Origin of the sequence: Rosistilla oblonga (assembly GCF_007751715.1) — a bacterium.
GTDB lineage: Bacteria > Planctomycetota > Planctomycetia > Pirellulales > Pirellulaceae > Rosistilla > Rosistilla oblonga.
Genome location: NZ_CP036292.1, coordinates 1,373,846 through 1,396,829 on the forward strand (window position 1 = coordinate 1,373,846; position 22,984 = coordinate 1,396,829).

A 22,984-nucleotide genomic window follows, 5' to 3' on the forward strand; every position below is an offset into this window, starting at 1 on the left:
TGCCTATTGAACACTATTGGCCGTGTTGGCCGAATCGGACTCGAGCGTAGGAAATGCCCCGGTTCGCTTCAGGCATTCCAGATACAGATTCAACAATCGAGCGTCGACCTCCGCACATCGGATGTCCAGCTGACTCAAAAGTCGCAGCGTGATTCGGCAGTCGTATTTAGGGTGCAACGCTGGAGCGACACCGTTGTTATCCGCTGCGTCGGGAACCATCGTCTTGACCAATGTCTGCATCGTTTCCATCGGGACGCGAGCCGTCAAAGCCAAGAGCTCCGAACGCCATTGATCGTAGGGAACCGGACGGATTCCAGTCCCGTCGCGTTGCATCCATTCGACCAGATAGCGATAGTTCAGCGGATTGGGGTTCGTTAGATGGAAGACTCCGCCGAGCGATTCGTTCTGCAGCGAAATGCCCACGATCGCATTGGCGACATAATCGACTGGCGTCATATCCAGTTCACCCGACCGCAGCGGTGCGGATCCCATCCGCCAACAGGTCAACATGATCGTGTGCAGCAGGTCGTCGATGTTCGACGCCCCGGTCTCGCTGTGTCCCGTTACGTGGCCAGGGCGGTAGATGGCGGCTGGAATACCGCGTTCTTGCGCCTGGCGGATCATCGTTTCGGAAACCCATTTGGATTGGGAATATCCGTGCAGCAACGACTCGGGCGCTGGCAGCGGATCGTTTTCATCCACCGTTTCACCACGCGTCGCCTCGCTGGCCATCACCGTGAAGGTGGAGACAAAGTGAACGGGTTTCAGCCGCGTCTGGGCGGCGAGCCGCAAGACTTCCTGAGTCCCCAAGACGTTGGTGTTTTTCAGTTGAGCATAGGGTGCGCCGAGATTGACATCGGCACCGTTGTGGTAGATCGAATCGACCGATTTGGCCAATTCGTCGAATTGCGATTGGGATAGCCCCAACAACGGCTTGGAGAAATCACCGCAGACAGGTACGACGCGCTTGTCGAAGTCGGGAACCGACAGTTCATATTTGCGGAGATTGTCCAGCAGACGCTGTCTGCCGCGGGCGAGGTCCTTGGCGCGGACCAAGCAGTAGATCTTGGCGTCGGTCTGCAGAACCAATTGTTCCAGGACAAACGCACCAACAAACCCCGTCGCTCCGGTCAGTAGAACCGCATGCGGACGACAAAATTCGTAGCGAGCACCTGGCGGCGGAGCAATCGCCGGATCGAGCATCGCCTCTTTGGCGAAATCGACGTCGAATGCTTCGCGCCCCGCACGACTCAACAGCTTGGCCTTGGCCTGCGTCGCATCAGCGTTTTCGGTATCGGCGTTGGCTGCCGCGAAACAGGTGAAATCGGCGACGCGACGATCGGGATGGCAAGCAACCTCCTCAAGCAATTGCGAGAAGAGATCCTGTAGACCGGCGATCGTTGCCGGATCGTATTTTGCAGCGTCGTATTCCCAAGCTCCGATCAGCGTTCCGTTGGCGATCTGCAAATGCAGACAGATGGCGTTGGTCGATTGGGCGTGTTCAAAATCGATCGACTGCAATGAGACTCGATCGACGTTGGCGGTCACGCCGGCAACGCCAAGCCCCATTGCGGCCAGCGCCGCCGTATCCTCCCCGGGGATCTCACTCATCGCAATTCCAACAGCCAGCGAACTTGCGACCGATTCCAAGCCAGCGTCCTGTTGCAGTTGGGTTAGCGACACGGGAGAGTGTTCGCTCGCGGCAGCCAGTGCCGACTGATTGCGAGCCAACAATTCAAGGAAAGTTGGATCGTCGCCGGTTTGGCTACGGACGGGAACTGTCGTTGCCAGTGGTCCCACCAGACGACGCAACTCAGGCTGTCGACGACCGTGCATCGCGTGTTCCAGGACGATGTCGGACCGATTGGCTCGGCGGTGCAACAGAATCTGAAAGGCTGTCAGCAACACGCGTTCTTGCGGTACATCCTGCTGTGCTGCCAGGGTCACCAATTGCTGCGACAGATCCGCCGAGAGCGCGAACCGCTTTGTGGCATGTCGCGAACTCAAATCGCTGCGATCGTAATCCGCCGGCAATTCAAAGTCCCATGGGGCGTCCTTGAGCGTTGTGCTCCAGTGTTTTTGCAACTGCTGTGCATGATCTCCCGAGAGCCACTTGGTTTGCCAAGCTGCAAAATCTTCGAAGGTCACTTTCATCGGCGACGACAGCATCGCTTCGCCCCGCTGTTGCAAGCTGTAATTGGCCAGCAATTCTTGCAACACGATCGTCAACGACTGAGAATCGGCAACCGCTTGGTGGGCCGTCACGATGACAACCGTTTCGTGCCGCTGCACAGGCACAAGATCGATTCGGACGCAGGGGCCCGAATGCAGATCAAACGGCCGATCGACACACTCTTTCAACCGCTGCGACAGTTCGTTGGCCGCCGGAGCTTCGTGCAGCTTCACGCAACGGGCTGCATCGCCGCTGTCTGCGTAGCTTTGCACCAGGCGACCGTCTTGCGTGTGGAAACTCGCCCGCAACATCGGGTGTCGCTGACGCAGATGCTCAAACGCATACAGCATGTCGTTTAGGTCCAAACGACAGGAAACCTTGGCGATCGACACGACATGCTGCGTGGCGATGTCGTCCATCGGTTGCAGGGCTGCGATCTGTTCCGCCGTCAGAGCAAACGTCTCTTCATGGAACGCCAGGGGATCCAACGGCACATCGCTGGATGCCTCGGTCGCTTCGCCCGCTCCGCTGGTTTGGGAAACATTGGCCGATTCCAACAACTGACGCAGCACAACTTTGGAGAAGTCTTTGATGCTCGAACCACCCAGCACACTTCCCATCGCCAGCGTGACGCCCAATTCGGTCTCGATCCGATTCATCAGATCGATCGCCATCAGCGAATCGAGTCCTAGCGTGGTCAACGACGCTTCGCGATCGACTTGAGCGGCTTCGATTCCAAACACGTCGGCAACTTGGTCGGCGATTAAGTGCTCGACCAAACCGATCTGTTCTTGAGGCGAAGCGGCGATGATCCGCGGTCCCAGCATGCCACCGGCACCGCTGTCGCGTTGGTCTCCGATCACATCGGCGAACATCGGGGCGTTGGCAACCATTGGGCTGAAGCGAGCCAGCGCCGACCAGTCGGCGCGGCAGGCTCCCAATTGCACCGGATTTCGCGACAGCATCTGGCGATAGACGCGAAACGCTTCGTCCATGCTGAACGCTTTCATGCCGATCTTGTCCAGATACTGAGCTGTCTTTTCGTTGCGGTCGACAAATCCAGCTCCCGACAACGCGGTCCAGTTGTAGGTCAGCGCGGGCAATCCCTGCGACTTGCGGTAGTGGGCCAGCGCGTCCAAGAAACAGTTGCCGGCGTTGTAGTTCGCTTGCTTCGCACCCCCAACGACATTCGAGAAGGAGGAGAAGCAAACAAAATGTTCCAGCGGGGCATCGAGTGTCGCTTGATGTAGGTTCCATGCTCCCAGCAGTTTGGGATCCATGACCTTGTTGAAACGTTGATCGTTGAGTTCGACGATAAATTCATCGTCCAGCACCATCGCGCTGTGAATCACTCCTCGCAGCGGAGGCAGTGTTGCGGTGATCTCATCGACGACGCGACGCACGTCATCGGGACAGGTTACGTCGCCGCGCGCGTCGACGACGTTGATGCCCGACGCTCGCAATCGTTCGATTTCGGCAATCGCCGCTTCGTCGCGTGCCCCACTGCGACTCATCAGGACCAGATGCCGGGCCCCATGTCTCGCCATAAACTTCGCGTGTTCCAAGCCAAACCCACTCGCACCACCGACGATCAGGTAACTGGCGTCTTCGCGGAACAGATGAGCGTCTTCGGTGCACGGGCCGATCTCCAATCGATCGACTTCAAACGAAAGGACGTTTTTGCCGATGTGTTTTCCTTGCGCCATGTAGCGGAAGGCGTCGACGACTTCGTTAATCGGGAAAACCGTGTGGGGCAACGGGCGGAAGTCGCCAGCTTCAAAGCGTTCGGACAACTCTGCAAACAGCGACGCGATAAACGACGGCCGATGTTCCAGATGCTGCGCCAGGTCGATCACAAAGTAGGAGATATTATTCCGCAACGCCTCCAGCCCGATCTTGGAATTGCCGTAGACATCGATCTTACCGATCTCCAGGAAGCGCCCAAACGGTGCCAGCACGGAGAAGTTCTTCGGAATGAAGTCGCCCGCCAAGGAATTCAAGACCGCGTCGACGCCGCGGCCGTTGGTGATCGCCATGACTTCGTCGGCAAAGTCCAACGAACGGGAATCCATCACGTGCGGAACGCCCATGTCGCGTAACAGTTGCCGTTTTTCGGGCGTCCCGGCGGTTGCAAAGATCTCCAGGCCAAGGTGTTGAGCAATTTGAATCGCTGCTTGCCCCACACCGCCGGTGCCGGCATGGATCAAGATGCTTTCACCCGCTTGCATATGAGCCAGTCCGCAGATCGCGTATTGAGCTGTCAGGAAGACGGTCGAGAGGGTCGCTGCTTCCTGGAACGAAAGATGATCGGGCATCTTGAAGCACAAGCGGCGATCGATCGTGGTGAACGAGCGGAAGGAATAGGGAGCCATTCCGGCCACCGAATCGCCCACTTTTAGATCGGTCACGCCATCGCCAACGCGAGTGACGGTTCCCGCGAAATCATCGCCAAACCACAGCAGGTCGATCGGGTTGCCGGGATACATTCCCAACGCCTTCATCACGTCGCGGAAGTTGATTCCGCCCGCTTTGACTTCGATCTCGATTTCGCCAGCGGCAGGTTCGCGGCGGCTGGTTTCGTTCAACGATAGATTCGTCAGGATGCCGGGCTTTTCGGTTTGCAGGCGGTAGGCAGCTTTGCCCGCGTCGCTGAACGCATCGCGAGTTCGATTGGCCAGTTGATCCAACGGTACGCGAGCCAAGCGATTGACGTAACGGACGCCGTCGCGATAGGCAACTTCCAGTTCGTCGTTGCCCGACAACACCTCTTGCAACAACCGATCGTGTTCGGTCGATGTAGCGACAGCATCCAGGTCGATGACGGTCCAACGGAACCCTGGGTGTTCGTTGTTGGCAACGCGTGCGAAACCAACGATCGGGGAGGAGGCAAGTTGTGGACAGCTATCGGTTTCGAGAACGCTTTGGGCACCGCGAGTCACAAATCGGACGCGTGGTGGTTGAGCGAACGGACGTCCTTCCAACAGATGGACCAACCGCAACGCATGCAGCGATCCGGTCGCCTGGGCATTGGCCAGATCATCAGCCTGCAATCGTTCGGTTGTGCAATGATCCAAAGACCAACAGTGGACGATTCCCGCCAACGCGTCGACCTGGACTTCGGTGTCGGCCATGATCCGGCGCAAGTCGTCGACCGATTCGGGATCGATCGTGAATCGATCCTTGCCCTCCTTGCTGAACGTGTCCCCAACGCGAACCGAGACCGCTTGATGGCCTTGTGCGGCCAGCGTTTCGCAAAGCTTCTCGCCAACGCCCTGCTGATCGATGAAGACCAGATAGGTCGCTGGTTCGGAAGTGTCGGGCGATGTGGTGTCCGCAGTATCGGCGACTTCGGGCGCAGATTCGGCTTCGGTCACTTCGGGCGCATCCGCCGCGTTGTCGCCCGAATCTTCGGGCTGCCAGCGGAACTGATAATAGCCGTTTTCGATCGCGTCGGGCGACTTCTTTTGCTCCACCAGATCGGCGCGGAAGCCTAAGATGTCGGCGATCCGATTCCCCTGGTCGTCGTAGACAAAGATGTCGGCGTGCAAGCTCTTGCCATCATCGGCGATCTGTTTGGCGTGCGCCCAGAAACGTGTCGGTGGATTTTCGCAGTACATCCGCACGCGACCGATAAATTCGGGCAGGTAGAAGTAATCGGCGGCCTGTTTTTCGGGAGAGATCGTTTGGACGCCTTTGAAGATGTGGAAACAGGCGTCCAAGACTGCGGGATGGATATGGTATTGGTCGACGGTCCGTTCGATCCCCGCCGGCACGATGACTTCGGCCAACGCTTCGCCGGTATCGCGCCAAACGTGATGGATGTGGCGGAACAGCGGCCCAAATTCGTAACCGGCTTCGGCGAATTCACCATAATATTGTTCGTGTTCCATTTGGTCGGGCAAGGCCGCACGGATCTGCTGCAGATCGACAGCCGCCGGTTGCGGTGCCGCCAGCAAGGTCAGTCGGCCTTCGGCGTGCAGTTTCCAATCATCGCGTCGGCCCGTGGAACTGTAGACGCCGTAGCTGCGATCCTTTTCGTGGAAGACAACGCGAACACGTGGAATCCGATCGGCGGAGATAAACATCGCATCTTTGATGTCGACGTTTTCGACGACATACGCCTCGTCGGGGAACAGATGCCGAGCCAACGCCAGACCGATCTCGCAATAGCCCGCGCCGGGGAATACCACTGAACCCCAAAATGAATGGTCCGAGAGGTAGTCGAAGACGGCTAGGTCCAGCGCCGATTCCCAGGTCGGTTCGGGCGCGATCACGCGGCGTCCCAACAGCGGATGGACGTCGGGCTGTAACCACAACAGATTCATATCGTCGGGGCTGAGCCAATTGCGTTGGTGATGCCACGGGTAGCGGGGCAATTTGACCAAGTGCCCCGGCGTTTGGTTGACCGCGGCCCAATCGATCTCGATTCCAGAGCAGTGCAGCCCGGCGACGTTGCTCAGCAGATGTTCCGATTCATCGGTGTTGCGGCTCAACGAATGATAGATCGTTCCCTGTTTGCCTTGGTCGGCGAAACATTGATTGATCGAACTGAGCAGTGCTGGATGTGGTCCGATTTCCAGGAACGCTTCGGAACCGGCGGCGATCAGATGCTGGATCGCGGTGCTGAAGAGGACTGGATAGCGGACGTTCCGCCACCAATATTCTGCATCCATCAACTCGCCGGCCAATTCGCTGGCGGTGACGGTTGAAACCAGCGGAATCTGCGCAGGCCGCGGCTGGATATCGGCTAACGATTCCAGCAGTTCCGCGCGGATTGGTTCCATCTGATGCGTATGGAAAGCGTAATTGACTCGCAACCAACGCATGAACGTCCCCGATTGCTCAAGCTCTTGAGCGATCGTTTCCAACGGCTCGGTGTCGCCGGCCAGCGTGACGAGATTGGAACTGTTGATCGCCGCGACTTGAACGCGATCGTATCGATCGCCGATCCGCTGTCGCGCCTCGGCTGCCGAGAGCCCAACGGCCAGCATCCGGCCGGTTCCCCCCGTCGTGTCTTGCAAGCGGCTGCGGTGGTAGATCACCTTGACCGCATCGGCAAGGCTGTAGACGCCGGCACAATAGGCGGCGGCAACTTCACCAACGCTGTGCCCGACCACCTTCGATGGCGTTACGCCCCAAGACTTCCAGAGTTCCACTAGCGCGACTTGCAACGCAAAGATCGCGGGCTGAGCGATCGCGGTTTGATTGATCTTCGAATCGGCTTCGTCCCGCTGCATCTCGGTCAGCAACGACCAACCGGCCAGCGGTTGCAACAGCGCATCGATGCGTTGGATCGTCGCCCGGAAGTGCGGTTCGCGGTCGAGCAGCTGGCGCCCCATGCCCCACCACTGCGCACCTTGTCCGGTAAATACAAAAACGGGTTTGTCGTGAGGCCCGGTTGTTTTTTCGTGGACAAATCCAGTAGCCCCACGCGGATCATCCAACCAGGATCGCATGCGATCTTGCATCGTTTTGCTGTCGGCAGCGGTGAAGACCAAGCGGTCGTGATGCTGTTCCTTGCGGCTGCCCGCGGAGTAGCAAACGTCCTCCAACGGTAGCGACGGATCGTCTAACAGATCGATGAAGGATGCGACGTAGCTTTTCAACGCCACCTCATCGCGAGCCGAGATCGGCAACAAGCAAGGTCGATCGGCCAAGACTGTTGTCGCACGGCTGGCAGCTCCATTGGTCGCACCGTTTGCCGCGTCATGAGTCGCGCCGTTGCTCGATCCGTTTTTCTCGTGTCCATTGGAATGCGAATGCAGTTGCTGACGAGGCGCGGTGCGAGCCAGCGATGGCTTGGCCGGCGGCGGAGCGGCTTCCAAGACGACGTGCGAATTTGTACCACCAAACCCAAACGAATTGACAGCCGCGACGGGCAGTTGCGAATCGTAATGTGGCAGCGGTTGCAGATGTGTCGCGACTTGCAGTTGTAATTTGTCGAAGGGGATGTTGGGGTTGGGCGTTTCAAAATTCTGATTCGGCGGCACTTGGTCCTTATGCAAGACCAACGCAGCTTTGATCAGACCGGCGATCCCCGAACCAGCTTCCAAGTGCCCGATGTTCGTTTTTACCGACCCCAGCAGGCAGGGTTGGTCGGCGGGGCGGCCTTTCGACAAAACGTTGCCCAATGCCGTCAGTTCGATCGGATCTCCGACCGAGGTTCCGGTTCCATGAGCTTCCATGTAAGCGACGCGATTTGGGGCGAGACCGGCTTCGCTGTAGGCCTGACGCAACATCTCCGACTGGCCATCGACTCCAGGAACCGTCATCGACGACGTGTGCCCGTCTTGGTTGACTACGGCACCACGAATCACCGCGTAAACCGAATCGCCGTCGGCGATCGCTTGGCGGAGCGGTTTGATATAGACCATGCCTGCCCCTTCGCCACGGACGTACCCATTGGCACGGGCATCAAACGCAAAACATTGTCCATCGGGGGAGAGCATCGATGCGCGGCTGAAGCCCATCGTGGCGTGAGGCGTGATGATCGAATTAACACCGCCGGCCAACGCGCCGGTCGATTTTCCCGCCCAGATGCTCTCACAGGCCAGGCTGACCGCGACCAACGCCGACGAACAGGCGGTGTCGACCGAGACGCTAGGGCCCTTGAGATCCAAAAGGTAGGAGACGCGATTCGATGCGATGCTCAACGTGCAACCGCTGTTGGTATGCACGTCGGCACTCACGTCTTCGGACATTTGAATGCTGGCGAAATCGTGGCTCGCCACGCCAACAAAGACGCTCGTTTGGGATCCCTTCAGTTTCCCTGGGGCGATTCCCGAATCCTCGATCGCTTCCCATGCCGTCTCCAACAGCCAACGTTGTTGTGGATCCATTCGCGATGCTTCGCGCGGCGAGACGCCCCAGAACAGCGGATCGAAGTTCTCGATCCCATCGATAAATCCACCCCAGCGGGTAACCATCCGATTGGCGACATCGTTCTTCTGGTGGTAGTAGTGTTCGCGATCCCAGCGCGTCTCGGGGACCTCGACAATTCCCGAACGCCGCTCGGCGATCAAACTCCAGAAGCTTTCAACATCGACAACCCCACCAGGCAACCGACAACCAATGCCTACGATTGCTAGTGGTTCACCTTGATGAGAGTTGACCGTGGAATCAGCATTCATATCTAAAAAAACCTGTCGTTTTTGAATCGCAGTTATGAGAAATCTATCCGCACCGAGAGTGGGTACCGATGGCTGTTGCTGTCGCATACCCCCCAGGCCCTCTATTTTAACTCCCGGGGTGCGGGCATACAATTGGGAACTTCTGTAATGCCGAATTGGTGGCGCCTCGTTTGCCGAGGCGTATGCGGGTGCACACGGGAAAGCACTCAGGTGGTTCTGTTTCACGCTCTGTAAGTGGCATCCGGGAGGCGTTTAAGGCGAGGCTGCGGCGTTCGGAAACGATTAACGTCGCGGTAGAAACGCATTTCCCATGCGGCTGGAAATGATCGCCGGCAGGACCACGAGATCGCCTACCAACGCAGTAGCTAGCATGCTAGACATCAGCCAAGCGAAACGAGAGATTGGGGCGAATGGGCTGAGGGCGTAGACCAGCAATCCCAGCCCACAGATCAAAGAGGTTTGCAGCATCGCCCGACTGCAGTGCCGGTAGGCGTAGACCAACGCATCGTGTTTGGTCAGTCCGCTAGAGGCGCCACGTCGGAACCAGGTTACAAAATGCAGCGTATCGTCGACGGCGATCCCCATCGCTGCGGTGATCGTCATCATCGATCCAATCTCGACTTTGACGCCCAACCAGCCGAGCAGTCCAAACAGCAGCACTGCGGGGAAGACGTTCGAGATCATCGCCAACAAGCCGGCGACAACGCTTCGCATCGTGACCATCATCGCGACTGCAATCAGGGCAAACGCTGTGATAAAGCTGCGGGCCATATCGTCCAGCAACTGTTCCTGCGACTTTTGGATCAGCGGCATGCTGCCACAGACAACGCTGCGAATGTCTTGATCGCCAGCCCGTTCGTCGATCACCTCGGCGATCGCCGCCTTCAATTCTCGCCCGATCCGTTCCAAGTCGATCTCTTCGGAGGTCGGCACCCTTGCGCTGATCCGCCACAACTCTTCCTGCGGGTTGTCTTGGAAGTATTGCATTTCGCGATACATCTCCCGCAGCGATTCAAACCGCCGCTCCAACACAATTCGCTGAGCGATCTGGCCGATACCTCGCGTCCCCGATCGGAAGGTGTCGGGATAACCTGGCGAGAAGTTGACTGCCGATACGGTCCCACCGATGCCGTCGACTTGCATCGCTGCATGCTGCACCTTGCGAACCATGTTCATTCGGTCGAGCATCGGCGTCCGGCTGGTGCTCGCTTCGATGGACGACTTCGGGATTCGAAGCACGATTTCGACGGGCGTAAGTGGGCCGATCTGAGTTTCAAACCATTCGTAATCCTGCAGGATCTTGGCGCCGGGCGAAAACAGATCGTGGACCCTGGCTGTCGATTGCAGCCGCGTGATGCCAGCGATTCCGGCCGCCATCGTCACTGCGGTGATCAGCAGGATCGCAGGCGACCAGCGGGCAATTCGATCGACCACGCCTTGAAATGCAAAGCCTTGATCCTCGCCGGCCCCAGTCGCCAGCTTCGCCGCCCAACGCCGCGGCGACCACAGTTCCAACTGGCACGGAAACAAAAGAAACAGGATCCCCGTTCCCAGTACGACGCCGACGGCGGCAAACAGTCCAAACTTCTGGATCGGCAGCAGGAAGCTAGTGACCAGGGAAATCAGTCCCAGGCTGGTCGTCAGCGACGACAGCCAGCAGGGCGCAAATGCATGCCGAATCGCTTTGCTTGGTGCTCCTTGCAGCCCTTCGCTGGCGACGACATCGCGGTAGATGTTGACCAGATGCACACCGGTGGAAATGCTGAGCACGAAGACCAACGAGGGGACCATCAGCATGACGCTGTCCATCGTCGATCCGGCAAACGAAATCAACGCCAGGCTAAGCATCTGGCAATAAACGGCGTTCATGAAGACAAACGCGCTGATTGCGATGCTGCGAAAACTGAGATAAAGGACAACGCAACCGATCGCATAACAGACGATCGTATACCACTCCATATTTTTCTGGCTGGCCTCATCGATTGCGACGCCATCGTAGGTCGATCCGGCGATATGAATCTGGTCGCTTGGCAAACCGACAACCCGCTTGGTCGTCTCGCGAACGTGAGCCAACATCGCATCGCGCAACTGCCACCCTTCAGCCGTTAGCATCAGCACAACCGAACTGATCACCGGATCTCCCGCCGCCTTGGGCGCACCGACGATCCAACCATTAAGGCGCGCAATCGCTTGCGATCTCTTAAGCGACAGCGGATTGTCGGTCAATTGCTTGACCAGATCGTTGCCCGACGTGACATACCGAAACAACCGAATCTGCCTTTGGCCTGCGATGTCGACAGGTTGCTGCAGTAGCTCCGTCAGCTCTGCCTGCCGCGGATCGTCCAGATGACAACCGTCCCAACTGAGTATCAGAACGTCGTCGCTAACGAATTGCTGCGAAAACCAAGCCAGATCCTTGGTCTCTTGGAACCGCTCGGGCAACCAGTCCTCGGGGCGGTTCGAATTGGTCGCCAAGGCGTCGATCGCGCCACGAGCGATCGGCAGCAAACCGAGCAACGCCAACAACAGGATGACGATTCGATAACGGTTAAAAATGTGAGACCTCATCATGCCCCAATTGGAAGCTAGTCTTGGACCATACGGACAGGGCTAAGATAATAGGCGATAATTTGGGGAAGGGTAAGCAGTTCAGCGGTCAGCAGCTGGCCCAGCGGAAGCGCGAGCGTGGTTTAGGTGCCCCGGCCCAAAAACGGAACGACCAGGTGTTGCAGAGCGATCGCCGCCAGTTCGGCGTTGACATCTTCCGTCGTTGGCGATTCGAGCGTGTCGGTCACCTCATCGGCGATCAGTTGAGCGAACCGCAGCCGCGCTGCCTCCAGCGTAATTCGAAATTTTTGGGGTGTAACCTGCGTTTCGAATTTGTTGCCAACACGAACCGCCAGCATCGACTCGGTGTCGTCGGGCTGCTCCGTTGCCAAGCGAAGTGCACTGTACTCAAAATTGCCGGGATTGGCGTGTTCGAATCGCTCCAATGCCCGCCATACGCGAGCCAGCAGACATTCCCGCCAGTTATCCAGCCAGGCCGGATCATCGACCTGCATCTGATCGATCGGCGGGACCACCTCCGACGGTTCGCGTCGATATTGTGCCGTCGCCGCCCCTCGAGCCGAACGCAACAGGTAATCGCGTAGACGCCCCTTTTCCGACTCGCCAAACCCCTTCGACGCGAGATGTCCCAACAGCAAGACCAACGATTTGTCGGCCGCTTCGCCATCGCCCCACAGATCGATCAGGTAGTTTCGCATCGCGGTGATGTAACGCATCGTGTAGCCGCCGGCGCTGTCGGCTTGCGACCAACGGGTCGATTGCCGCGCCAATTGGATCGTTCGATCGGTTGGGTGCGATGGGGACATGATCTGCTATTGAACCTTCAGGTGAAGGCGAGGGACTTTGTCGACGTCAGTTGATTCTTTGGAAAAGAATATTGTATTTTCGGCCTGCTTGCTGTGGCTGACCACGACAAACGTCACCTCGGGATCGGGGAACGTCAGTAGGAACGCATCCAGTTCGTCGCCGAAAAAACGGACGTTGTCGTTCGCCTTGTCGGCCAATCGCCCCTCGGTGTTGTCGATCGTGGTGCTGCACAGATACTTCGCTTTGCCAAGGTTCTGAGCCGTCGGAGAGTTCTTCCAGACCAGCGCTCCCTCCCCCTGCTCTTTCCACTGGCTAGCTTGTTGAGCGTCGAGCCCGTACAGGCGAAGTTCCAGTTTCGCCGCCGCGCCTCCTTTGACAGCGAGACTGATGACCGCGTCCTGCAGTTTGGCCAACGGGTGCTCCCAGCGGCTGACGTCGAACCTTAAATAGATGTACTGCAGCGAGCCGTCCGTTTTTTCAGGCAACTGCACCGACAGCAAATCCTGTTGGCCACGCGATTTGTCGTCGCCACGGACAACCGTCGTGTCGGCGCCGGTTCCCGAGCGTGTTGTGATCTGTTGGAATCCCGACAGCGGGCCGCTGGAATAATCGGCGGCCACCGAAATTTGAGCGGCAACTTGCGAGCTCAGTTGGTCGTCGGGAGTCATCAGTCGCAGGAAGAGATCGTAAGTTCCCGGCGGCAGATCTTCGCTTTCAAACCGCGCCAACATCTCCAACGACTTGCCTGGTGGAGGAATCCGAGCGCCGGCGACCCGCAGCGGGAACATCGTGGCCGGCCGCTCGCTGCCGCCGGATTGCGGTTTTAAGAAGACTCGGGCCTTGGCCGCGACACCCGCTTTGCCGGCCAGGATTGCGGGATCGACTTGGCGATTGGCTGCCGTATTCACCAAACGGAATCGAATCAGCCCCGACTGTCCCACCGTGATCCGATCGGATTCCAAAGTCACCGCCTCCATCTTCAATGGCGCAAGCATCTCGGTCGTCACGACAACCGGTTTGGCCTTGAGCGGTTTTGTCGGCGGTGCGGCGACGTTGTTTCCCGATTCCGGTGGGCTCGACTTGGGCCGCATCGCAACGATTCCCACCACCACAGCCAACAAAGCTGCGGCGATCGCCCCCGCGGCGAGCGGGATATTTGAGCGGCGGTTTTTCGTCGAACGCAAAGGACGTGTCGGTGGTGTGTCTTGAATCGTGATCTCGACCGGCAGGCTTTCGTTCGACGTCTCGGTGGCAGCAGCGGAAGGAGACGCCGGTTCATCGGTCAACGACTTCAGTTCCTCCAACAACGCGTTGGCGCTCGGCGGTCGATCCTTGGGCTCTTTTGAGAGCAACCGGTCGATGAGGTCCGACAGTTGAGGCGGAACATGTTCGACGAACTCGTTCAGCGAACGCGGCGAGTGGGCGATGATGGCGATCAACATCATCGCCACATTGGAATAGCGAAACGGCAGCTGACCGCTGCACATCTCGTACATCACGATCCCCAAACTGTACAGATCCGAGCGGTCGTCGACAGGTTCGTCGGCAGCTTGTTCGGGCGAGAGATAGCCGGGCGTGCCGACGACTGCGCCGCGACGCGACAGCGAATCGACGGGACCTGTCATCGCCGCTAGACCGAAGTCCAAGATCTTCGGCCGCCCCTTTTCGGCTTCGATCCAGATGTTCGCCGGTTTGATGTCGCGATGGATGATCCCCTGCTGATGCGCCGCGCCGAGCCCACGCGCGACCTGGCGTCCGATCGCGATGATCTGTTTCGTGTTGAACTTGTAGCCTTTGCGCAAGACCTGTTCGAGCGATTGGCCTTTCAGCAGCTCCATCGCCAAGAAAGGTGTGTTGTTCTGTTCATCGACCTCGAAGATCGTCGCCACATTGTCGTGGTGCACCGCCGCTTGAGCGCGGGCTTCGCGGACGAACCGATCCCGCGCATGCTTCGACGCCGCAATCCGCTGGCTCATCACTTTTAACGCGACTTTGCGCTGCAGCCGTTGGTCCTCGGCCAGAAAGACCTTCCCCATTCCCCCTTCGCCGATCAGCTCCAAAACTCGATACGCCCCCAGCCGCCCAAGCTCATCGGGCAGTTCTGGCGGTGACAAATACGGATAATCTTCGGAACGCGTGCTCATCCGCATTTTGGGGTGATCGAGATCGGGACGCTTGCCGTGGCGTTGGGCATCAAATCCCCAGACTAAGTCCCGCATCGGCCCTGTTCAACGGTAGAAATGCTCTGCCGGAGTAATTCTTCCGGTGCCCTCCCTCTCGATCGGACTCCGCTCGATCGTTCTCCTGGTGCAACCGGCTGGGCACCGTCGATCCGATCATCGCGGTTACGACTGAACCGGTGCCGTCGGGCGAGCTCATCGGGCGTCCCAGTTAGATCGCTCAGGCGGCTCGTTCAACCTGCGGGAATCCAGCCAGCCGAGTCCGAGTGCGTGTCGCTTTAAAAACACGTTGTGGTTTGGTCGGCATGGATTATGGCAATATCTCCCGTCCCGGTAGCGATCGTTGGAAACATTGGTTCAGCCGACCCTCGCATCACTCGACTACTTGCGACTTCGCCCGCAGCCGAGAGTTTCTCAAATCGCATTGGGCTCGGTTTGCAGGGCGCCCCAAAGCGCTTGGATCGCAAGCTCTGTCTCCTGCAAGCTCGCCGCTCCGCCAAGGCAGACTCGGAGCGCTTCGGGTGCTTCGATATCGACGCAGAAGCGATCCGATGCCACCACGCCCAACGCATAGCCGCGCATCCAATCGACAAGATGGGCCCGCGTCCAGGGTTTTTTCAAACGGATCCAGGCGTGAAAAGCATGTTCATCGGTTTGCACGATGTCGGCCGGCAGGTAGCGTTTGAGCAACCGCTGTCGCGCCCGGGTCGACGATCGCACCGATGCCAACACGGCGTCGGCCAGTCCCGATTCAATCCAATGAGTTGCCAAAGTGGCGCAGACCGGCGACGCCATTACGGAAACCGCTCGCAGCGCCGACAGCACGCCGCTGGCCCGTTGGTCGCGTGGGGCAACCAGATACGCGATCCGCAACCCCGGTGCCAAACACTTGGCTAACGTCGTCACGTAGAATGTGATCTCGGGGGCTAGCGCGGCAAACGGCGGTGGGCCGGCTGTCGGCAGCATCCCGTAAGCATCGTCTTCGATAATTGCGATCCCATGTTTGCGAGCGACCTGCACGATCTCGCTGCGGCGCTGGATCGGCATCGTTTCAACCGTTGGATTGCGAAGCGTTGGATTGACGTAAACCACACGCACCCGATTTTCTCGGGCCGCTCGATCGAGCGCCGCTGGCAACATCCCGTGAGCATCTCCAGGCAGCCCCATCAAGCGGCGGCGCAGCGTCGATGCGACTTCTTTGATTCCCGAATACGTGATCTGATCGCACCCGATCACATCGTCGGGCGATCCGATCTTGGCGACAATCGCTCCCAACGCAACATGCGCTCCCGCCGTCACGTAAACAGCTTCGGGACCGGCATCGATCCCGCGATTCGAAAGCCACCGGATCGCGGCGGCGCGATCGCGCATCGATCCGCCCAGCGGTTGGTATCGCAACACCGAAGGCATCGATTCGGAAACCACTTGAAACGAATCGGCGATCGCCGTCAGTACATCGGGATCGGCGACATCGGGCGGTTGATTCATGGATCGATCCGCGAGGTCAAATTGCCGGCCGACGCGGGTCGGTTGCGGCGAACTGCGGCGGACAAACGTCCCCGCCCCGACTCGAGCTTCGACCAGCCCGCGTCGCGCCGCTTCGGAGTATCCGCGGGCGATTGTGGTCACGTCCAAATTCAAGCGTTTGGCAAGCGTCCGTTGCGTCGGTAAATGGTCGCCACCTCGCAACCTCCCGTCTTGAATATCGGCAGCGATCGCTTCGGCCACAGCCAAATAGATCGGGATGTCTGGGCGCTCGACATCGGGCAACCAGTCGTCTCGTCGCTGCGATGTTTTGTTCTTCACAACCATCCCTCTCTCGAACCCGTGAACGCCAATTGGCCGGAAGTGCGTGGCTCCTAGCCTAGATGAATAGCCATTCAATCGCTAGCAGCTTCTGTGTTGTAAATCGCAACTAAAGTGAACGTTGCACCAGTCGAGTTTCAATTGCGCGGTTGATTTGCCTATTGATTGACTGCATCCAAAAGGTCGATTGAATGGATTGCTAACGATCTGCCAAAGCTAGATTGACGGGGCGGCTGCGGTGGAGCATTACTACTTCCATGAGCACCCATTCACCCGATCCGACCACGACTTCCAAGCCCAAGCTGACTCGCGATGAACAGATCAAGGCGGACAGCCAATATCTCGCTGGGGAGATCGCCCAAGAGTTGGCCGACGAATCACCGAGCTTTGGGACCGAGACGCTGAAGCTGCTGAAGTTCCACGGCACCTACCAACAGGACGACCGCGATCAACGCAGCGTGCTCCGCAAACAGGGAAAGGAGAAGGCGTTCTCGATGATGGTCCGCTGCCGGATTCCTGGCGGTCGGTTGACGCCGCGACAGTTTCTCGCACATTTGGATATCTGTGACCTTCTGGGCAATTCGACCATGAAGATCACCACGCGTCAGACGATCCAATTGCATGGTGTCGTGCGACGTGACTTGCAGCAAACCATTCGCAAGATCAACGCAATCGGACTATCGACACTCGCTGCCTGCGGGGATGTCAATCGCAACGTGATGTGCTGCCCTCGCAAGCAAAACGATCCCGTTCATCGCGAACTCCAACGCCTTGCGGATGCCTTGGCTGTCTCGCTCGCTCCGCAAACATCCGCTTATCACGAACTGTGGGTCACCGACGTACAAACGGGGGAACGCATGTTCGCATCCCACACTCCCAGCGATCCGTCCGGGGATGAAAGCGAGGGCGGAGCGGAGGCACCATCAAATGTCGAGCCGCTGTATGGGCCGACCTATCTGCCGCGAAAATTCAAATGTGGGATCGCATTGCCAGCGGACAACTGCATCGATATCTACACCCAAGACCTTGGCTTCCTGGCAGTCGTTCGCGACGGACGCGTGATCGGATACAACGTGTTGGTCGGGGGCGGAATGGGGACCACGCCCAGCCAAAAGAAGACCTATCCAGCGGTTGCCAAACGGATGGCGTTCTGCACCGCGGAACAAGCTGTCGACGTAGCGAAAGCTGTTTTGATCGTGCAACGCGACAATGGGGATCGAAGCGATCGAAAGGTCGCCAGGATGAAGTATCTTGTCGACCGTTGGGGAATCGAAACGTTTCGCCAGCATGTCCAGCGTCTGCTTAACTTCCCGTTGGGAGATTGCACCGAGGATGATGTCCAGGACGTCGACGATCACATGGGCTGGCAAGCTCAGGACGATGGGCTCTTCTCTTACGGGGTGAGCATCGAAAACGGGCGAGTCAAAGATCAAGCCGCCAAGCAACTGAAAACCGGGCTGCGAGAGATCGTCAACTATCTGGGAACGGAGGTTCGTTTGGCGGGGAACCAGAGTCTGATCTTCTGCGACATCCGCCCCGACCAACGCCAACGCATCGCCGAGATCCTGGTTGCCAATGGGATTCGCCCGACCGAAGAGGTAAGCATGGCGCGACGGTACGCGATGGCTTGCGTGGCACTTCCGTCGTGTGGTTTGGCGATTACCGAAGCCGAACGGCGACTGCCGGGATTGATCGACGACCTGGAACGCGAACTCGCACGTCTGGGGCTGTGTGCCAAGCGGTTCACGATCCGCATGACCGGTTGCCCCAATGGATGTGCCCGCCCCTACGTCGCCGATATCGGCTTGGTTGGCAAAGCGGTCGATCGCTACACGATCTACGTTGGCGGAACCTTGCTTGGAACGCGGTTGGCTTTCATCTATCGCGACATGGTCGCCGCGTCGGACCTGGTGCCTCAGTTGGTCCAGCTGTTCACAGCCTACAAACATCACGCCAGCGATGGCGAAAGCTTTGGCGATTTCTGTAATCGATTCGGTGATGGGCTCGCGGCGATCGTCGACGACACCGCAGCGAGTCTAACTGTCGACGGGCCTACATCGATTTAATGCAGCAGCAAACGGCAGCAAGTCTCTCCACGGCTCGCTTCCTTTCGGATAACTCAGGAGCAAACAATGGAACAACTAAAAGGTTTGTGGCGCGACACGAAATACCTGTGGCTCGGGTTTGCGTTTGCCAGCGTCGCATTTGCTGCGTTTGGATCCTGGTACCACTTGGCCGTGATCCCCTGCCTGCCCGTCTGTTTCACCTATTTCGCATGGATGCGGTACGACGAAAACGGCAAACCCAAAAACGATTTCAACGGCGCCGACCATTAAACAGTGGTTGCAAGCCTGCGGAATGGCGTCGACGCCCGCTTCGTGGGAGCGTCCGGATGCCTGGCGATGCCGTTATTCGCAGTTCTCCGACCCGTGGGCGTTTCTTGCTCGCTCGCGGTGTCATCGCTGGCAAGCCGAATCCAAAATCTTCGGCCGTCCCTTTTCGGCTTCGATCTAGATGTTCGCCGGATTGGTTTCCCGGTGGATGATCTCGTGCTGATCCGCCGCGCCGAGCCCACGCGCGATCTGGCGTGCGATCGCGATGATCTGTTTCGCGTTGAACTTGTAGCTTTTCCGTAAAACCTTTTTCGAGCGATTATCCCTTCAGTAGCTCCATCGCCAAGGAAGGTGTGTTGTTCTGTTCATCGACGCCGCAATCTGCTGGCTCATAACTTTTGAAGCGACTTTGCACTGCAGCCGTTGGGGCTTTCGGCTGGAATGACCTTCCCCATTCTCACTTCGCCGATCAGCTCCAAAACTAGATACGCCCCCAGCCGATCAAGTCGCTCGCAGTAATCTACTCGCCTTCTCAGGCGGCCCCCCAACGCTTGGCTTTTTGCGTAGCGTTTCAGCGATTCGAGTCGCTATCCGTTCCGCATTCGAATTGTAAACGCGGCCTGTGGATCGCAATGTAATAACGCACGCCTGGCCTACCAATGTGTGGTGCCTGCGCTGGCGTACTGTGACAAGAAACCGGACGCGGTGGTCGTGGAGATTTTGTCGAGTTTATTTCACTTCCTGGCAAACCCTGGCGGCGCCGGAGGGACGCTGTGAATAACTTGTTGTGGGGCGACGAGGTTATCGGCAGAGGTTGATGAAGCACGTCATTGGACGCATGCGGCAACTTCCAATTGCAAATTTACAAGGACGTTCCCATGAACAATACGAGTCGCAAATCTCGACGCGTTAGAAAATCAAAGTGGTGGTTGTCGATGTTGCTCGCGACCGGACTGCCAGCCGTGTGTGCGCCCAACCAATCCGAGGCCCAACAATATGGAGCCCGTTACGGACTGGGGCACGTTGCCGGCGAGGGTGTCGGTCTGGACGATGGTTACACGCGGATCGGCGCGTTTGTTCCGCTGATGCAACCCAGCAGCGATGTGCTGTTTTTCACCGATACTCAACTGCTCCTTTATAACGAACAAACCGAAGCCAAAGGGGGAAATTTGGGGGGCGGTGTTCGCTATTTCGACGCGACGATGAATCGCATCTTCGGCGGATACACGTATTACGATTACCGCGATCGCGACATCGCGCAATACCATCAGGTCGGCTTCGGTTTTGAGACGCTAGGGTCGGTCTTCGATGCCCGGATGAACGTCAACTTGCCAACCAACACCGACGTGCAACAGGTCTCGACGGGGCTGTTGGGGACACCACGTTTCGGAGGTGCCGCGGGGCAGAACATCATCGTTGGAGTCGAAGGTTATCAGCAGGCATTGACCACGATCGACGGCGAGATGGGAGGCCTGCTGTACGGGGAGGATGCCTTCCAGATCAAGGCATTTATTGGTGGATATGGCCTGTATGGTCAGGATACAAGCGAAGCGGGCGTGAAGGGGCGGTTGGAGTTCCGCGTCAACGATACCGCTTGGGTAAACGGCTTTCTGCAAAACGATGGCCTGTTCGGTACGACGGGGGGAATGTCGGTCGAATTCCGATTTGGACGTGGCAATCCGGGCAGCTCGTTGCAAAGCGTTTCGAACCGGATGAACGATCCGGTCCATCGACGCAATCACATCGCGGTCCACGATACGTACCAGGACATCCTGGCAACCGCCGCTGGCAACGCGATTACGGTGTTGCACGTCGACAGCAATTCCGCGGCAGGCAGCGGCGGCGTGTTTGATCCGGTCAACACGTTGGCGGCTGCATCGAACCAGCCGCAAGATATCGTGTTTGTGCACGGCGACAGTGTCTTTGATGGCGAATCCATTCTCGTCAGCACCGAAGGGCAGAGGTTGTTGGGGGAAGGTTTTGCCCACAGCTTTGTTAGCGATCAGGGCTCGTTTTTGCTGCCGCGAGTTAATCCAAACGCTGCGACGCCGCGGATTATCAACGCCCCGGACACTGCGATCACGGTGGCGGCCGACAACGTGGAGGTGGCCGGTTTTGCGATCGCCGACACCGGCAGATTTGGCATCTTTGGTGATGGCGTCAGCGGCTTTGACGTCCATAACAATACGATTGAGCGGTCTTTTGTTGGCGTCTTTTTCGACAACGTCAACGGGACCGGTTCGATCCAGAGCAACACTGCCAACAACAATCAATTCTTAGGGATTTCAGTGGTGGGGAATATGACCGGTGATATTGCGAATAACACCGCGAATGACAACTCGGGCCCAGGGTATGCGTCTGGCATCGTGGTGGATGGCAATTTGGACGGCAATATGATCTTCAACACCACCAACGGCAACCAAGGGATAGGGATTGTTGTCACCGGTAACGTGACAGGTGACCTGGCGGCCAACACCGCCAACAATTCGGATGGGGGATCGGGTATCGTGGTTCAGGGCAGGGTCAACGGCCTGGTGCAAGCCAACTCGGCGAACAACAACGAGCGATACGGCATGGAGATCGGCGGGGATGTGATCGGCGATGTGCTGGACAACGTCACTAACGAAAACGGCGATGGCGGCTTGTTCATCGAAGGTCAATTGCTTGGCTCGCTCGCTCGCAACGAGGCCAACGATAATCTGAGTTCGCTGGGGCTGTTGCAAAGCGGCAGCGGGCTGTTTGTCCTAGGCGGTGTGGAAGGCGATATCGTCGAAAACTCGACAAACGCCAACGCCGTCGACGGGATGTTTATCCGCAGCGATGTGACCGGCGATGTTAGTGGCAATTGGTCTCAAGAAAACGGCGGCAACGGAATCACAATCGTTGGCGATCTTACGGGAGATATGAACAATAACAACGCGGTCTTGAACGCTCAAAATGGTGCGCGTGTGCTGGGCAGCCAGACGGGCAATGTCGTCGGCAATACATTTGACGACAACGGAAACGGATTGTTCATCAGCGGAAGCCTGGTCGGCGAGGTTCGCGACAACATCGCCAGCGGAAACAACGATCAAGGCATCGATATCGCCAACAACCTGACAAGCACTGCTGTCACTGGCAATATGACAAATCGCAACCTCGGTCATGGCTTCCGCGTGGGAGGCGATGTTCTGAGAGCCGCTCCGGGAAATCCGGTGGTCTTCGAAAACAACCAGGCCAATGAGAACCGGAACAACGGATTCGAGTTTGCGGGAAACGTTGACGCAGTGATTCGTGATACGGTTGCCAATGACAACGGTGGGCATGGTCTGCGAGTGGGAGGACTCGCAGTTGGGCAAGTAATCCAAAATCAAACCAACGCCAATGGTGGATCGGGAATGCGTTTTGAAGGCGATGTCGCAGGCCTAGCAGCTCCAGGCTCGGCGCCTCTCGCGTTCGCATCCAACGAAGCAAACGGAAACGGCACCGCAGGACTCCACAATGGGATTCATGTTGGTGGCGGTGTCTATGGCTTGGTGGCGGGTAACGTCACCAACGATAACAGTGTCAATGGCTTCCAAGCCGGAGACGTTGCCGGAGAATATTTCTACAACAACACTGCGAACAACAATCAGTTCAATGGGATCGTCTTGGAAGATGTCAATGTTCCCGGCGCGGGACGATTTTCGCTTAACACCGCCAACGGCAACGGCGGCGACGGAATCCGAATGAACGACACCAACGCCACGATCAGCAACAACACGGCCAGCAACAATGGCGACGACGGGATCGATGTTGACGGCACACTCTTTGCCGCACCAGGGCCCAATACTTTGCTTGGCAACGGAGACGCCGACGGTGGCGATCTCGATAACAGCGGATTCGAAGGAGATCAGCCCGGCGAATAGTTGCTCCTCTTGAATCGCTTCAGATATCGTTCGTGAGTGAACGTGACTGCAGGGGGCTCCGCGAAGATTTCGCGGGGTCCCCTGTCTCTTATTTACAGCA

The 22,984-nt window shown here is 57.9% G+C and carries 9 protein-coding genes; 4 read left to right on the forward strand and 5 right to left on the reverse strand.

What is annotated here, in order from left to right; translation table 11 throughout:
- Window positions 1-3: 3 nt before the first annotated feature.
- The 5 genes from CA51_RS04895 to CA51_RS04915 form a co-directional block, all read right to left on the reverse strand.
- Window positions 4-9,303 (reverse strand): type I polyketide synthase, encoded by a 9,300-nt coding sequence (locus CA51_RS04895; protein ID WP_197451602.1) that lies wholly within the window; start codon window positions 9,301-9,303, stop codon window positions 4-6.
- A 282-nt stretch (window positions 9,304-9,585) separates the two neighbouring features.
- Window positions 9,586-11,874: an efflux RND transporter permease subunit gene (locus tag CA51_RS04900; RefSeq protein WP_145118321.1), complete on the reverse strand. Its 2,289-nt coding sequence runs from the start codon at window positions 11,872-11,874 to the stop codon at window positions 9,586-9,588.
- A gap of 119 nt (window positions 11,875-11,993) precedes the next feature.
- Window positions 11,994-12,677, reverse strand: a complete 684-nt coding sequence (locus CA51_RS04905; RefSeq protein WP_145118323.1) for a hypothetical protein — start codon at window positions 12,675-12,677, stop codon at window positions 11,994-11,996.
- Window positions 12,678-12,683: 6 nt separating this feature from the next.
- Window positions 12,684-14,897: a serine/threonine-protein kinase gene (locus tag CA51_RS04910; protein ID WP_145118325.1), complete on the reverse strand. Its 2,214-nt coding sequence runs from the start codon at window positions 14,895-14,897 to the stop codon at window positions 12,684-12,686.
- 375 nt (window positions 14,898-15,272) lie between these two features.
- Window positions 15,273-16,664, reverse strand: coding sequence for an aminotransferase-like domain-containing protein (locus CA51_RS04915; RefSeq protein ID WP_197451603.1), 1,392 nt, complete (start codon window positions 16,662-16,664; stop codon window positions 15,273-15,275).
- 257 nt (window positions 16,665-16,921) lie between these two features.
- On the opposite strand from CA51_RS04915, the gene CA51_RS04920 reads away from it, so the two are divergent.
- From CA51_RS04920 to CA51_RS04935, 4 genes are all read left to right on the forward strand, one after another.
- The gene (locus CA51_RS04920; protein ID WP_145118329.1) at window positions 16,922-18,730 is read left to right on the forward strand and encodes an NADPH-dependent assimilatory sulfite reductase hemoprotein subunit; all 1,809 of its coding nucleotides are present in this window, start codon (window positions 16,922-16,924) and stop codon (window positions 18,728-18,730) included.
- Window positions 18,731-18,796: 66 nt separating this feature from the next.
- On the forward strand, window positions 18,797-19,000 hold the full coding sequence (locus CA51_RS04925) for a hypothetical protein (RefSeq protein WP_145118331.1): 204 nt from the start codon (window positions 18,797-18,799) through the stop codon (window positions 18,998-19,000).
- A 117-nt stretch (window positions 19,001-19,117) separates the two neighbouring features.
- A complete protein-coding gene (locus tag CA51_RS04930) occupies window positions 19,118-19,300 on the forward strand; it encodes a hypothetical protein (RefSeq protein WP_145118333.1) in 183 nt (60 codons plus the stop codon).
- A gap of 575 nt (window positions 19,301-19,875) precedes the next feature.
- On the forward strand, window positions 19,876-22,884 hold the full coding sequence (locus CA51_RS04935; RefSeq protein WP_145118335.1) for a right-handed parallel beta-helix repeat-containing protein: 3,009 nt from the start codon (window positions 19,876-19,878) through the stop codon (window positions 22,882-22,884).
- The last annotated feature ends 100 nt before the right edge of the window (window positions 22,885-22,984 follow it).